The 13,178-nt window shown below is 65.3% G+C and carries 14 protein-coding genes; 10 read left to right on the top strand and 4 right to left on the bottom strand.

The genetic code is table 11. The features are described from left to right. The first annotated feature begins 186 nt into the window (after nt 1-186). Nucleotides 187-822, top strand: a complete 636-nt coding sequence (locus ACFFJC_RS17385; protein ID WP_004212746.1) for a response regulator transcription factor — start codon at nt 187-189, stop codon at nt 820-822. A gap of 26 nt (nt 823-848) precedes the next feature. Here the strand turns inward: ACFFJC_RS17385 and cueR are convergent, their stop codons facing one another. The 4 genes from cueR to copC all read right to left on the bottom strand — a co-directional run bounded on the left by cueR (nt 849) and on the right by copC (nt 5,323). Next, entirely contained in the window at nt 849-1,247 is a 399-nt protein-coding gene (cueR, locus tag ACFFJC_RS17380) for a Cu(I)-responsive transcriptional regulator (RefSeq protein WP_004212744.1), read from the bottom strand. Continuing rightward, the gene (locus ACFFJC_RS17375; RefSeq protein ID WP_379488697.1) at nt 1,244-3,601 is read right to left on the bottom strand and encodes a heavy metal translocating P-type ATPase; all 2,358 of its coding nucleotides are present in this window, start codon (nt 3,599-3,601) and stop codon (nt 1,244-1,246) included. The genes cueR and ACFFJC_RS17375 overlap by 4 nt, the downstream gene beginning before the upstream one ends. A 395-nt stretch (nt 3,602-3,996) precedes the next feature. Then, a complete protein-coding gene (copD, locus tag ACFFJC_RS17370; protein WP_020820523.1) occupies nt 3,997-4,941 on the bottom strand; it encodes a copper homeostasis membrane protein CopD in 945 nt (314 codons plus the stop codon). A 4-nt stretch (nt 4,942-4,945) separates the two neighbouring features. Next, complete coding sequence (gene copC, locus ACFFJC_RS17365; RefSeq protein WP_007683372.1) at nt 4,946-5,323, bottom strand: copper homeostasis periplasmic binding protein CopC; 378 nt, start codon at nt 5,321-5,323, stop codon at nt 4,946-4,948. Between the two features lie 133 nt (nt 5,324-5,456). On the opposite strand from copC, the gene ACFFJC_RS17360 reads away from it, so the two are divergent. The 9 genes from ACFFJC_RS17360 (at nt 5,457) to ACFFJC_RS17320 (ending at nt 13,133) form a co-directional block, all read left to right on the top strand. Next, nucleotides 5,457-5,729 carry a hypothetical protein gene (locus ACFFJC_RS17360; protein WP_004212738.1) on the top strand — a complete coding sequence of 91 codons (273 nt, stop codon included), beginning with the start codon at nt 5,457-5,459 and terminating at the stop codon, nt 5,727-5,729. Beyond that, entirely contained in the window at nt 5,729-6,169 is a 441-nt protein-coding gene (locus ACFFJC_RS17355) for a periplasmic heavy metal sensor (protein WP_007683368.1), read from the top strand. Before ACFFJC_RS17360 ends, ACFFJC_RS17355 begins: the two co-directional genes overlap by 1 nt. Further along, nucleotides 6,166-6,732, top strand: a complete 567-nt coding sequence (locus ACFFJC_RS17350) for an RNA polymerase sigma factor (RefSeq protein ID WP_007683367.1) — start codon at nt 6,166-6,168, stop codon at nt 6,730-6,732. The genes ACFFJC_RS17355 and ACFFJC_RS17350 overlap by 4 nt, the downstream gene beginning before the upstream one ends. 66 nt (nt 6,733-6,798) lie before the next feature. After that, the gene (locus ACFFJC_RS17345) at nt 6,799-8,724 is read left to right on the top strand and encodes a copper resistance system multicopper oxidase (protein WP_007683365.1); all 1,926 of its coding nucleotides are present in this window, start codon (nt 6,799-6,801) and stop codon (nt 8,722-8,724) included. Beyond that, nucleotides 8,724-9,872 carry a copper resistance protein B gene (locus ACFFJC_RS17340; protein ID WP_379488696.1) on the top strand — a complete coding sequence of 383 codons (1,149 nt, stop codon included), beginning with the start codon at nt 8,724-8,726 and terminating at the stop codon, nt 9,870-9,872. The genes ACFFJC_RS17345 and ACFFJC_RS17340 overlap by 1 nt, the downstream gene beginning before the upstream one ends. Before the next feature lie 90 nt (nt 9,873-9,962). Continuing rightward, nucleotides 9,963-10,436, top strand: coding sequence for a DUF305 domain-containing protein (locus ACFFJC_RS17335; protein WP_013039091.1), 474 nt, complete (start codon nt 9,963-9,965; stop codon nt 10,434-10,436). A 59-nt stretch (nt 10,437-10,495) separates the two neighbouring features. Continuing rightward, nucleotides 10,496-12,031 carry a PAS domain-containing sensor histidine kinase gene (locus ACFFJC_RS17330; protein ID WP_379488695.1) on the top strand — a complete coding sequence of 512 codons (1,536 nt, stop codon included), beginning with the start codon at nt 10,496-10,498 and terminating at the stop codon, nt 12,029-12,031. Continuing rightward, the gene (locus ACFFJC_RS17325) at nt 12,021-12,644 is read left to right on the top strand and encodes a response regulator transcription factor (protein WP_379488705.1); all 624 of its coding nucleotides are present in this window, start codon (nt 12,021-12,023) and stop codon (nt 12,642-12,644) included. The genes ACFFJC_RS17330 and ACFFJC_RS17325 overlap by 11 nt, the downstream gene beginning before the upstream one ends. A gap of 81 nt (nt 12,645-12,725) precedes the next feature. Further along, nucleotides 12,726-13,133 carry a response regulator gene (locus ACFFJC_RS17320; protein ID WP_016743851.1) on the top strand — a complete coding sequence of 136 codons (408 nt, stop codon included), beginning with the start codon at nt 12,726-12,728 and terminating at the stop codon, nt 13,131-13,133. Nucleotides 13,134-13,178: the final 45 nt, after the last annotated feature.

The raw sequence follows: 13,178 nt of genomic DNA, 5'->3' as shown, positions 1-13,178 counted from the left end.
CAATGAGCCGCAGCGACCGCGGCATTGGTGTGAGCGGAGTAGCCGAACCCTCACAGTTTCGCTGTCCTTCGCCGTTTTGCCTCGCCAAATTTTTACTCTTGACCTGGGACCATAGTCCAACGTGCAGAGAAGTATCCCTTGAAGCGCTGCCCTCGCGGCACTGCGTATTGATCGATCTCGGGGGCTATGGGGAACAAGCGCGTCGTGCATATCGTCGATGACGAAGAGACAATACGAAAAGCACTAAGTTTCACGTTGCGGACCGCAGGGTTTGCCGTAGAAGCCTACGCTTCGGGGCCGGAGTTTCTGTTGAGCGCAGAGGACGCCGAGAAAGGCTGCGTGGTTCTCGACATGCACATGCCCGACATGGACGGCCTGCAGGTTCAGGCGGAGCTGACGCGACGCGGTATCGACATGCCCGTCGTGGTGCTGACGGGCAATGGCGATCCTACGCTCGCCGTACAGGCGATGAAGGCGGGCGCTGCCGACTTTCTCGCCAAACCGGTCGAGAAGGCCGCATTGCTCGGCGCGATCGACCGCGGCTTCAGCTGGCTTGAGAGTATAGCCCGTCGTGCCTCCGAACAGGCCGACGCTCTTTCGAAAGCCGCGAGACTGACGCAGCGCGAACGGGCCGTTCTGAGAGGAATTTCGCGAGGCTATCCAAATAGCCTTATCGCAGATGAACTCGGCGTCACGTCGCACACGGTCGAGCTGCATCGGGCCAGTCTGATGATCAAACTCAACGCGCAAAGCCTGCCCGACCTGTTGCGGATCGCTTTCGCCGTCGACCTGCACGAATCGACCGAAAACGGGCACCCCTAAAATTCTCGGCCGTGCGATGCCGGATGCTATGCGGATCGGGCCGCGGCCAGTTCGGCGATGATCGGACAATCCGGCCGCTCGTCGCCTTGGCAGCGCTCGGCCAGGTCGATTAGCGTGTCGCGCAGCGCCGTCAACGCCTCGGCTTTGCGCTGAAACTCATCGGCGCGGGCAAGGGCAAGCCGCTTCACCTCCGCGCTGGCACGGCCGGTATTGGCCCAAAGGCTGAGCAACGTGCGGATCTCCTCGATCGGGAAGCCGAGATCGCGGGCATTGGCGATAAACCGGAGGCGATGGAGGTCGCGCTCGCCATAGTCACGATAGCCAGCACCCCGACGCGCCGGCGCCGGGATGAGGCCGATCTTTTCATAATGGCGGATCATCCGCTCAGAGACGCCGCTCTGCCGTGACGTCTCGCCGATGTTCACAGTGCTTTCCGGTTGAGGCGCAGCGCGTTGGTGACCACGCTCACCGAAGAGAGCGCCATCGCCGCCGCCGCGATAATGGGCGAGAGCAGAATACCGAACAGCGGATAGAGCGCACCCGCCGCTACGGGCACGCCCGCGACATTGTAGATGAAGGCGAAGACGAGATTCTGGCGGATGTTCGACATGGTCGCTTGGCTGAGCCGCCGCGCCCGGACGATGCCAGTCAGGTCGCCCTTGAGCAGCGTGACGCCAGCGCTCTCGATCGCGACGTCGGTGCCGGAACCCATGGCGATGCCGACGTCGGCGGCGGCCAACGCGGGGGCGTCGTTGACACCGTCGCCGGCCATGGCGACGACCCGCCCCTCGCGCTTGAACCTGGCGACCACGGCGCTCTTCTGATCGGGCAGCACCTCGGCTTCGACCTCGTCGATGCCCAGGCGTCGGGCGACCGCTTCCGCGGTCGTGCGGTTGTCGCCGGTCAGCATGACCACGCGAATGCCCTCCGCCTTGAGCGCGGCGAGCGCTTCTGGTGTCGTGGCCTTCACCGGATCGGCGATCGCGAAGGCGCCGCCGACTGTGCCGTCGACCCCGATGAAGATCGCGGTGGCGCCATCCCGGCGCAGCGCGTCGGCCTGGCTGGCGAGCGCATCGGTCGCAACCCCTTTGTCGGCAAGGAACTGCGCATTGCCGAGGACGATGCGCCGCCCTTCGACCGTGCCGAGCGCGCCGCGCCCGGTCGGCGAGTCGAAGTCGATGACGTCGCTCGTGACGATGCCGCGATCCTTCGCGGCCTCGACGATTGCCAACGCGAGCGGATGCTCGGACGCCCGCTCGACCGAGGCGGCAAGACGCAGCAGCTCGGCTTCGTCGAAGCCGGGCGCCGGCACGACCTGGGTGACGGCAGGCCGGCCTTCGGTCAGCGTGCCTGTCTTGTCGACGACGAGAGTGTCGACCTTCTCCATATGCTCGAGTGCTTCGGCATTTTTGATGAGGACACCGAGCCCGGCGCCGCGGCCGACCCCGACCATGATCGACATCGGCGTTGCCAGCCCCAGTGCGCAGGGACAGGCGATGATCAGCACGGCGACCGCCGCCACCAGCCCATAGGCGAAGCGCGGCTCGGGACCCCAGATGCCCCAGGCGATGAACGCGACGGCCGCGACCGCGATGATCACGGGCACAAACCAGCCCGACACCTGATCGGCCATGCGCTGGATCGGCGCGCGCGAGCGCTGCGCCTCAGCGACCATCTGGACGATGCGTGCGAGCATGGTATCGCGGCCGACCTTGTCGGCGACGATCACCAGCGCACCGGTCTGGTTGAGCGTGCCGCCGATCACTGTGTCGGCCTTTGCCTTGGTGACGGGCATGGATTCGCCGGTGACCATCGACTCGTCGAGCGAGGAGCGGCCGTCCTCGACTACGCCGTCGACCGGCACCTTCTCGCCCGGCCGCACCCGCAGGCGGTCGCCCACCGCAACCAGATCAAGGCTGATTTCCTCTTCGTTCCCATCAGAACCGATCCGGCGCGCGGTCTTTGGTGCAAGGTTGAGCAGCGCCTTGATCGCGCCCGAGGTGCGTTCCCGCGCGCGCAGTTCGAGCATCTGGCCGAGCAGCACGAGGACGGTGATCACCGCGGCCGCCTCGAAATAGACGGCAACCATGCCGTCCTCGCCGCGGAAGGCCGGCGGGAACAGCTGAGGCGCGAGCGTCGCGATGACGCTGTAGATCCAGGCGACCCCGGTCCCCATCGCGATCAGGGTGAACATGTTGAAGTTGCGGGTCTTGAGCGAGGCCCAGCCACGCTCGAAGAACGGCCAGCCCGCCCACAGCACGACGGGTGTCGCCAGCACGAACTGGATCCATACCGAGATAGACATCGGCACGAGGCGATGGATCGCGGGAAAGACATGCGCGCCCATCTCGAGGATCAGCACCGGGAGAGCCAGCACGAGGCCGACCCAGAAGCGCCGCGTGAAATCGACTAGCTCGTGGCTGGGGCCGCTGTCGGCGGTCACGGTCGCGGGTTCGAGCGCCATGCCGCAGATCGGACAGGACCCGGGATGGTCCTGGCGGATCTCGGGATGCATCGGGCAGGTCCAGATCGTGCCTTCGGGCGCCGCGACCGGCGGCGTCGGCGGGCCGAGATAGCGCTCGGGATCGGCGATGAATTTGGTCCGGCAGCCCGCGCTGCAGAAATGATAGCTTTCACCGCTATGCTCGGCGTGATGCGCCGTGGTCGCCGGGTCGACGGTCATGCCGCAGACCGGGTCCTTGACGCCGGTCGCCGCTTTAGCGGTGCCGTGGCCGCCGCAGCAACCGCCGCCATGCGCCGCTCCATGTGTCTCGTTCATCGCCTCGCTCCTTTCGACGCCTGACGATCTAGGGTCTGACACCGTGTCAGGGTCAATACGTAATCGCCTAAGTGGCCAAATCGGCGGGCCCGTTCGCTTGGCCGCCATCAGGCCGGGGAGCACGCCGTCGGCATTGGGCTGGGTATCGTCGATGCCATCGAGCCCGCTGCACGGTCAGGCGGAAGGCGAGCCGCATGAGACCCGTGCTGGCGGCCATAATCGGCGATTACCAGGCGCCAATCCGGGCGCAGCATGGCAAGCATGGCGGCACGCCACCGCTTCTCCCGCGCCCACAGGCGGATCGCGCGATCATAGTCTTTCGTCGATCCAGTCCCGCGCGGCGGGGTGTACGATTGCATTGGCTTCTCCCAACGCGAGGCGTTCGAAACGATAAACTACATCGACATGGGTGGCGACAGTGTCCCCAGCCAGGCGACCAGCCCGAGAATGACGATCGCAAGACCGCCTTCGACGACGAGGCTCGCGCGCAGCAGCGCCTGCGCCCGTGGCGCGTCCTCTTCCTCGATCGCCTGCGCAAGTGCCGGGGTCAGGCGATAACGGTTGAGCGCGGCCAGGCCCAGCATGCCGGCGAAGAGCAGCAGCTTGGCGATGAGCAGCAGGCCGTAGGTCGACTGCCCGAGAGACGCGATGTTGCCCGGGCCGACCAGGAACCAGCCGTTCACCGTCCCGGTCAGGATCAGCAGGGCGACGATGATCGTGCCGACGAGGGAGAAGCCCCGCAGCGCTTCCTCGGCGAGCATGACCCGGTCCATGTCTTCAGTGGCGAGATCATCGGTTGCGAGCCTGGTAAGAACCAGCGCAAGGAATGCGGCAAGCGCGCCGACCCAGGCGCCCGCGGCGAGCAGATGGATGAGATCGGCCCCCAGTTGCAGCCAGCCCGCCTCGCCTTCGCCGGCCGCGCCATGCCCGCTCCAGGCGAGGGTCGCGAGTGCGACCGCGCCTGCCAGAGTGGAGGCGATGAAGGCAGGACGGGATTGCCGGCGATAGAAGGGGATGGAGAGCAGAAGAACGAGGAGCGCGACGAGGCGCGCCTTCAGCGCCGTTCCCATGGACGTGCCGTTGAACAGCTCTGCGACCATGGAAAGATCAGGCTGGGTGAGCGGCAGCCCGGTCATGGCCGCTGCCTGCAACGCGAACCCCAGCGCCGACAGCAGGAGGGCGAGACAGGCGAGACCGGCCACCATTGCTACCATCGGCAGATGCCGCTGTACCATCCGGCCGCCGCCGGGCGCATAGAGCGCGAACAGCGGCAGGCCGAACAACAGGCCGAGATCGACGTAGAGCGCCCAGCGGACGGCGACGAGTGCCACGTCGTTCATGGCGTCACTTGACGGTAAAGGCGAGATTGCCCTGGATGCGGTGCGTGTCGGTCGAGACGACGTGCCAGGCGACCTGATAGCTGCCCGCCATGAGCGGCTTGGCGAGCGTCAGCACGAGCGTCTTGTCGCCTTCGACGGACGTCTTGAAGCCGGTTACCGCCATGCGGTGGTTGGGCATGCCGGGCATGCCGGTCATCACGATCTCGGCGCCCGACAGCTTCGGCATCAGACCTTCACTGAAGGTGAGCGTGATACGCGAAGGCGCCGAGACGCTGGCGTTCGCGGCGGGCGTCGAGGACACAAGCTTGGGATGCGCGTAGGCCGGAGCAGAAACACTCAGGCCGACGGCGGCGATAACTGCGAGAGGCGAAAAGAAACGCATTGGAACATTCTCCTGTAGATCCCATGAGACAATACGCAGCCCGAGCCCCCACCCCTCGCAATTATTCTTTTCAATCTACAGCAAGGGTTCCTGGACCATCGTGCGTATTGAAGGATGAAGACGGAGAAGCACCATGGATGAACTTGACCACCTGCTCTCGCGGTTGCGCGATGCGCCTCTCGATCCCAGGCTCGGCGGCCTGGAAAGCCGGGTCATGGCGGAAATAGCGCGCATCCGGGCCATACCAAGCCTTGGCGCTATGACGTTCGGCATCGCGGCCGCAACCGCGCTGTTCATCGGAATTGCCGGCTCGGCAGTTCCGACACGGTCTGCTGATGCCAAACCGCTATCGCCCTTCGATGCTCGGCTCGCGCTTGCGCCCTCGACGCTGCTGAGCTCGCAGTGATGCGCGACCGCCGCCGGCTCCTGCTCCTCGTCCTGGTGACCTTCGCCGCGGCGATCGCTGGCGTTGTCATTGGCCGCGTCTATGTGGTTCCAGTGCGCCCGGTCGAAAATGAGCTGCACGAGCTGCTCCATCGCGATCTGAAGCTGAATTCAGCGCAACACAGCCGACTCGAGACAATCGAGAAGAACTACGCGATCCGGCGTCAAGCGCTGGAGGCCGAATTGCGCGCCGACAATGCGCGTCTCGCGGAAGCGATCGAAGCGGAGCATGGCTATGGCCCGCAAGTCGCAACTGCGGTGGATCGCTCGCACCAGGCCATGGGCGCGCTGCAGAAAGAAACACTTGAGCATATCTTCGCGATGCGGGCCGTGCTGCGCCCGGATCAGACGGACAAATTCGACGACGCCGTGGTGAAAGCGCTGACGGCCAAATCCGAATGACCGCGTGCCTCCCCGACTGCTCGGACGGGGAGCTCGCGGCTCTGGCGCTTGGAGGCCGGCAAGCGGCCTATGGCGAGCTGGTCCGCCGGCATCAAGGTTGGGTTCACCGGCTCGTGCGCAGCCATGTCGGATCTATGGATGAGGCATTGGATGTCACCCAGGCGAGCTTCGTCGCGGCCTTTGCCGCACTCAACCGCTATGACGTAACCCGACCCTTCCAGGTCTGGATGTCCCGGATTGTCATCAACAAATGCCATGACTGGCGGCGTCGGCGAGCGGTTCGAAATTTCTTTGCCCTAGCCCTACCGCTCGGCGAGGCGGACGGCGTCGCCGACGACGCACCGCTGCCCGATCAGGCGATCGGGGCCGAACAGCAGCTCGCGCAAGCAATGAAAGCGATTGCTGCCCTGCCGTCTTCCCTCAAGGACACGCTTATTTTGCGTACGATCGACGAGAAATCGGAAGCTGAAACCGCCGAAATTCTCGGGATCAGCCAGAAGGCGGTCGAAACGCGCCTCTATCGAGCTAGGGCACGCCTTTCGGAAATATTAAAGAAAGTTTGAGGGGGATGAGGCCATGCTGCGTATTCCCAATAGGTACGCCCTCTTTCTTAAAGCTGAGACAACCGAATGATTTCTGCTCTCGACCGCCGCCAGTTCCTCCGCGGCGCGGCCCTCGCCGGCGGCGGCGCAGCATTGTCAGCCTGGCTGCCGGCCTGGGCGCAGACGATCTCGCCGGGGATGCGACCGACGCTGCCGACCGTGTCGGGCGAAGACATTACGCTCACCATCGCCCGGCAGTCGATGACCATCGACGGGCGCAAGTTCCGGGCAATCGGCCTCAACGGCACGGTCCCCGCCCCGCTGATCCGGCTGCGCGAGGGCCAGCGCGTGCGGCTCAACGTCATCAATCAGCTGGAGGAGGACAGCTCGATCCACTGGCACGGGCTGATCCTGCCGGCCAATATGGACGGTGTGCCGGGCGTGTCTTTTCCGGGCATCAAGCCGGGCTCGAACTACCTCTACCAGTTCTCCGTCGTGCAAAGCGGCACCTACTGGTACCACAGCCATTCAGGCCTGCAGGAACAGGAAGGCCATTACGGCCCGATCATCATCGATCCCGCCGGTGCCGATCCGGTCGCCTATGACCGCGAGCATGTCATCGTGCTCGCCGATCACAGCGCGCTCTCGCCGCAGGCGATCTTCCGGCGCCTCAAGGTCAACCCCGGCCATTTCAATTTCCAGCGCCAGACCCTGGCCGGGCTCCTGTCGGGCAAGGATCAGCCGCTCAAGGACCGGCTCGACTGGGGCCAGATGCGGATGGACCCGGCCGACATCTCCGATGTGACCGGATCCACCTACACCTATCTCGTCAACGGCCATGGTCCGATGGACAACTGGACCGCGCTCTTCACCCCGGGCGAACGGGTGCGGCTGCGGGTCATCAATGCGTCGGCGATGACCACCTTCAACGTCCGCATCCCCGGCCTGCCGCTGACCATCGTCCAGGCCGACGGGCAGAATGTGGTGCCGGTCACCGTCGACGAGTTCCAGGTTGGTGTTGCCGAGACCTACGACGTCGTTGTCAGCCCAGGCGATGACAAGGCCTACACCCTTGTCGGCGAGGCGATCGACCGCTCGGGCATGGCGCGTGCCACGCTCGCGCCGCGCGCCGGCATGGCCGGCGAGGTTCCCCCCTTACGCAAACGGCCGCTCGCCGACATGAAGGACATGGGCATGGACATGTCCTCGATGCCGGGCATGGAAGGCATGGACATGTCGGGCGGCGCTATGCGGGGCGTCGATCCGACGGCCGAGAAGAACGCGTCCGCGCGCCTCGCGACCGGCGCGGCGGCAGCGATGGCGACCATGGACAATAGCGCCATGGCAGGCATGGATCATTCGGGGATGGATCATTCCGCGATGAGCGGGATGGACCACGGCGCGATGGGCGCCGATGGCCAGATGGCGGGCATGGACCATGGCGGGCACGCGATGGGGTCGATGAAGATGCGAGACTTCTCGAACGCGCCGCAGGTGAAGCGCGACCCGAGCGTCCAGACCATCTCGCCGATGCCCGTCGACCGCACCGGCGAGCCCGGCCAGGGCCTCGCCGACGTCGGCCACAAGGTGCTTGTCTACAGGGACCTGATGGCGCTCGATCGCAATCCGGACGTGCGCGCGCCGAGCCGCAGCATCGACATTCACCTCACCGGCAACATGGAGCGGTTCATGTGGTCGTTCGACGGCGAAAAAATGTCGGACCATCACGAGCCGATCCCCTTCATCGAAGGCGAGCGGGTGCGCGTCAATCTCATCAACGACACGATGATGGGGCATCCGATCCATATTCACGGGCATTTTTTCGAGCTGGTGACGGGGCATGGCGATCATGCGCCACGCAAGCATACGGTAATCGTCCAGCCCGGCGGCAAGGTGACCTGGGACTTCACCGCCGACGCGGTCGGCGACTGGGCCTTCCACTGTCATCTCCTCTACCACATGCATGCCGGGATGATGCGGGTCGTGAGCGTCCGTCCGAAGGGAGACGCGTAATGACCCGCATCCTCACGCCGCTGGTGAGCGCGATCGCCCTTTTCGCTGCCGCGCCCGCCTTTGCCCAGGATCATTCAATGCACGGCATGCCCGGCATGGCGCCGCCGGGCGAGGTGCCGCCGGCGCAGGAGAAGAAGAAGGACAAGGCCGCCGCCAGGCCGCGCGCTCAGACACCAGCGCCAGACGCCACCTCGGCGATGGACCATTCGCAGCACCAGGCCAGTCCTGCGCCGCAGGGAGATGCGGCCGGTCAGCCGCAACCCGCGTCTCCCGCGATGCCGGACATGCCGGGCATGGACCACTCCCAGCATCAGGACGGCGCGATGCCGGACATGCCCGGGATGGACCATTCGCAGCATGGCCAGACCGCCATGCCCGGCATGCAAATGACCGGCACGGCGCTTCCGGCCGGCAATGCGCCCCCGCCGCCTCCCCCCAGCGACCACTTCGCCGATCGTGATTTTCCCGGCGCCGAGATGGCGCGCTCACGCGACATCATGATGAAGGACAGCGGCGGCAACAATTTCGGGCAGGTGCTGCTCAACCTGTTCGAGTATCAGGCGCATAGCGGTCGCGATGGCTATCGCTGGGATGGCGAAGGCTTTTACGGCGGCGATATCAACCGGCTCTGGCTCAAGAGCGAGGGCGAAGGCGAGTTCGGCCGCGGCATCGACAGCGCGGAGGTGCAGGTGCTCTATAGCCGGGCCATCGACCCCTATTTCAATCTTCAGGGCGGTATCCGCCAGGACTTCGGCCGCGGGCCCAACCGCACCTATGCGACCGTTGGCGTCGAGGGTCTGGCTCCCGGCATGTTCGAGGTCGAAGGCGCGCTGTTCCTCTCGACCAAGGGCGACCTTCTGGGCCGGGTCGAGGGCTATTACGACCAGCGCATCACCCAGCGCCTGATCTTGCAGCCGCGCGCCGAGGTCAATTTCGCCGCGCAGGATATTCCGGAGAACGACATCGGTTCGGGGCTGGTCAACATAGAGCTCGGCGCGCGCCTGCGCTATGAGTTCAGCCGCCAGTTCGCACCCTATATCGGCGTCTCCTATCTGCGCAAAGCCGGCGACACGGCGCGGCTGTCGAGGCTTGCCGGCGAGGACGTCCATGCGACCAGCTTCGTCGCCGGCGTTCGCTTCTGGTTTTAGCATCAGGACGGCTGATGGCGGGGGCGAACAGGAGAGCGGGGCGTTACACTCATACCAAGGTCGGCCGGCGCCGAGCGAAGGAGATACGCCATGGACCATTCGTCCCACATGAACACCCGGAAGATGGGCGCCTATTGGAGCCTTGCCGTTCAGACCGTCATCAGCGGCGTCATCATGTATCTGGTGATGTTCGTCATGATCGACGGGCTCGACAGCTTCTACAACAACCTCAACATGCTCTACATGACGCTGATGATGGTCGCACCGATGGTAGTGCTGATGATCCTCGCCATGCGGCACATGTTTGCGTCGAAGGCCGCCAACATCGCGCTGATCGCCGCCTCGCTGGTCGCCTTCTTCGGCAGCTTCGCGCTTATCCGCACCCAGACCACGATCGGCGACACGGCCTTTCTGCGCTCGATGATCCCGCACCATTCCGGGGCGATCCTGATGTGCCAGGAAGCAAAGCTCAGCGATCCGGAAGTCATCCGGCTCTGCGAATCGATCAAGCGCTCGCAGCGGCAGGAAATCGACGAGATGAAGGCCATTCTCGCGCGGCGCTGAGCGGCTCGGTCGGGCTACGCCCGGATCCGTGCGCCCGGTCAGGCCCGTGAGCCGGGACGATGGTCGACACGAGGCGCGGGCCGGACGAGATTGCCAGCGACGTAGCGCGGCTTGCGCCGCTGTTCCTGCGACAGGCTGGCGGCCACGTCCTGACGCTGCTCGATCCTGCCGGGATCGTGCTGAGCTATAATGAAGAAGGCGAGCGTGCCGAATGCTGGCCCCTCGATCGCGTCCTGGGACAGCCCCATGACCTGTTCTACCCGCCCGACGAGATTGCGGCCGGCCGCCCGTGCGCAGACCTGGCGGCCGCCCTTCACGAAGGCACGCTGGAGCGCGAAGCGTGGCGGGTCTGCGAGAACGGAGCGGAGTATCTCGCGCGCCTGACGATCAGCGCCCTGTTCGAAGGCGACGCACATCGAGGCTTTGCCTGCATCAGTCGCGATGTCACCGACGAGGCGGCGGTCCGGGCGTCAATCGAGACCCGCGAGCAGCATCTCCAGTCGATCCTGGCGACCGTCCCCGATGCGATGATCATCATCGACGAGACCGGCGACATCACGTCGTTCAGCGCGGCCGCCCAACGCCTGTTCGGCTATTCGGAAACCGAGCTCGTCGGCCGCAACGTCTCCTGCCTGATGCCCCAGCCCGATCGCGACCGGCATGACGAATATATCGCGCATTATCTCCAGACCGGCGAGCGCCGGATCATCGGCCTCGGCCGCGTCGTGGTCGGCCAGCGCCGCGACGGCTCGACCTTCCCGATGCAGCTGTCGGTTGGCGAGGCCGGTGAAGACGGGCAGCGGTTGTTCACCGGCTTCATCCGGGATCTCACCGCCAAGGAGCAGGATGAGCTCAGGCTCAAGGAACTGCAGGCAGAGCTGGTCCATGTCTCCCGGCTGAGCGCGATGGGCACGATGGCCTCGACCCTCGCGCATGAGCTCAACCAGCCGCTTGCCGCGGTCGCGCTCTATCTCGAGACGATCCGCGACATGCTCGACGAGCGGGACGACGAACCCTTCGTGTCGCTACGGTCGGTGATGGATGATGCGGCACAGGAAACGCTGCGGGCCGGCCATATCGTCCGGCGCCTGCGCGATTTCGTCGCCCGCGGCGAGGTCGACAAGAGCCTCCACGATCTGCCGCAGGTTGTCGCCGAGGCGAGCGAGCTCGCGCTGGTCGGTGCACGCGAGCGCGGCATCCGCAGCTTCTTCGCGGTCGATCCCGCCGCGACGCCGGTTCTCGTCGACAGGGTGCAGATCCAGCAGGTGCTGGTCAACCTGATGCGCAACGCCATCGAGGCGATGGCGGCGTGTCCTGTTCGCGACCTCAAGGTAGCGACCAGGTTGCGCCCTGACGGGCTGATCGAGGTGACCGTGGAGGATACCGGCCCCGGCATCGCCGACGAGGTCCGGGAGCAGCTCTTCACGGCGTTCAAGTCGACAAAGGCCGACGGCATGGGCCTCGGCCTTTCGATCTGCCGGACCATCATCGAAGCGCATGGGGGCCGTATCTGGATGGAGCGCCCCGACCGCGGCGGCGCGCGCTTTCATTTTACCTTGATCCATGCGCGGGCGGAGGAGGAACATGGGGGATAGACGCGTCATCCATCTGGTCGACGACGAGGAGAGCATCCGCAAGGCGGCGAGCTTTGCGCTCAAGACCGCGGGCTACGACGTCGTGACCTATGCCTCGGGCGTGGAGTTTCTCAAGGAGGCGAAGTCGGCGGCCGTCGGCTGCGTCATCCTCGACGTGCGCATGCCCGAGATAGACGGTCTCGAGATTCAGGCCGCCATGGCAGCACGCGGGGTCAATATGCCGGTCATCGTCCTGACCGGCCATGGCGACGTGTCGGTTGCGGTGCAGGCCATGAAAGGCGGCGCGGTCGACTTTCTCGAGAAGCCCTTCGAGAAAGCCGCCCTGCTCGGCGCCGTCAGCCGCGCGTTCGCGCGTCTCGACGATGTCGACCTTCGCACTCTGGAAACCTCTGAAGCCGGCGTGCGGGTCGCTGCACTGACGCCCCGGGAGCGTGAAGTGCTGGAAGGGCTGGCGAACGGCCTGCCCAATAAGACGATCGCCTATGACCTGGGCTGTTCATCGCGAACGGTCGAGGTCCATCGCGCGAGCCTGATGGCCAAGCTCGAGGTCCGCAATTTGTCCGAAGCCCTGCGGATCGCCTTTGCCGCGGGCATGGGCCGCAAGCCGAAGTGACTGCGACCTCTACGTAGCGACGGGACGAGGCGCGATATGCGATCGATGGTGCAATCGTCACACGGGTGTCCGCTTCTCGCAATGCCATCGGTCCGTTCCACTCAGCATGATGGCAGATACACCATCCTCGTCTCCGACGACGATCCCGGCGTGCGGCGTGGCCTCCAGCTGCTGCTGAGATCGCGCGGCTATGCCGTGTGGGGATATACGACCGGCCACGCGCTGTTGGCCGACCCCCGCGCGAAGGAGGCAGACTGCGTCATCCTCGACTATCGCATGCCCGACATCGACGGATTCGCGATGCTGCGTCACCTTCGCGAGATCGGATGGTCGGGACGCGCGATCATGATCTCAGGCTTTCATGACACGCTGCTGGCCTCGCGGGCCGCTGAGGCGGGCTTCGATCATGTTCTCGCAAAGCCGCTGATCGGCAGGGCTTTGCTCGAAGCGTTGGACCGGCACCGCATCGAGACGCTTCGAAAGCATTGAATTGTGGCGGCCGGCCCCCGGCAGCCTCAGCCCGGCGCGATGTGG

The sequence above is a fragment of the Novosphingobium soli genome, assembly GCF_042432915.1.
GTDB lineage: Bacteria > Pseudomonadota > Alphaproteobacteria > Sphingomonadales > Sphingomonadaceae > Novosphingobium > Novosphingobium soli.
This window is presented reverse-complemented; position numbering and strand designations above follow the sequence as displayed.

What these genes read in the sequence shown, in the direction of transcription:
- ACFFJC_RS17350 (WP_007683367.1), top strand. Translation starts at nt 6,166, where the DNA reads ATGACCGCGTGCCTCCCCGACTGCTCGGACGGGGAGCTCGCGGCTCTG.
- ACFFJC_RS17320 (WP_016743851.1), top strand. Translation starts at nt 12,726, where the DNA reads ATGCCATCGGTCCGTTCCACTCAGCATGATGGCAGATACACCATCCTC.
- ACFFJC_RS17375 (WP_379488697.1), bottom strand. Translation starts at nt 3,601, where the DNA reads ATGAACGAGACACATGGAGCGGCGCATGGCGGCGGTTGCTGCGGCGGC.
- ACFFJC_RS17335 (WP_013039091.1), top strand. Translation starts at nt 9,963, where the DNA reads ATGGACCATTCGTCCCACATGAACACCCGGAAGATGGGCGCCTATTGG.
- ACFFJC_RS17360 (WP_004212738.1), top strand. Translation starts at nt 5,457, where the DNA reads ATGGATGAACTTGACCACCTGCTCTCGCGGTTGCGCGATGCGCCTCTC.
- copD (WP_020820523.1), bottom strand. Translation starts at nt 4,941, where the DNA reads ATGAACGACGTGGCACTCGTCGCCGTCCGCTGGGCGCTCTACGTCGAT.
- ACFFJC_RS17340 (WP_379488696.1), top strand. Translation starts at nt 8,724, where the DNA reads ATGACCCGCATCCTCACGCCGCTGGTGAGCGCGATCGCCCTTTTCGCT.
- copC (WP_007683372.1), bottom strand. Translation starts at nt 5,323, where the DNA reads ATGCGTTTCTTTTCGCCTCTCGCAGTTATCGCCGCCGTCGGCCTGAGT.
- ACFFJC_RS17325 (WP_379488705.1), top strand. Translation starts at nt 12,021, where the DNA reads ATGGGGGATAGACGCGTCATCCATCTGGTCGACGACGAGGAGAGCATC.
- ACFFJC_RS17345 (WP_007683365.1), top strand. Translation starts at nt 6,799, where the DNA reads ATGATTTCTGCTCTCGACCGCCGCCAGTTCCTCCGCGGCGCGGCCCTC.
- ACFFJC_RS17355 (WP_007683368.1), top strand. Translation starts at nt 5,729, where the DNA reads ATGCGCGACCGCCGCCGGCTCCTGCTCCTCGTCCTGGTGACCTTCGCC.
- ACFFJC_RS17385 (WP_004212746.1), top strand. Translation starts at nt 187, where the DNA reads ATGGGGAACAAGCGCGTCGTGCATATCGTCGATGACGAAGAGACAATA.
- ACFFJC_RS17330 (WP_379488695.1), top strand. Translation starts at nt 10,496, where the DNA reads ATGGTCGACACGAGGCGCGGGCCGGACGAGATTGCCAGCGACGTAGCG.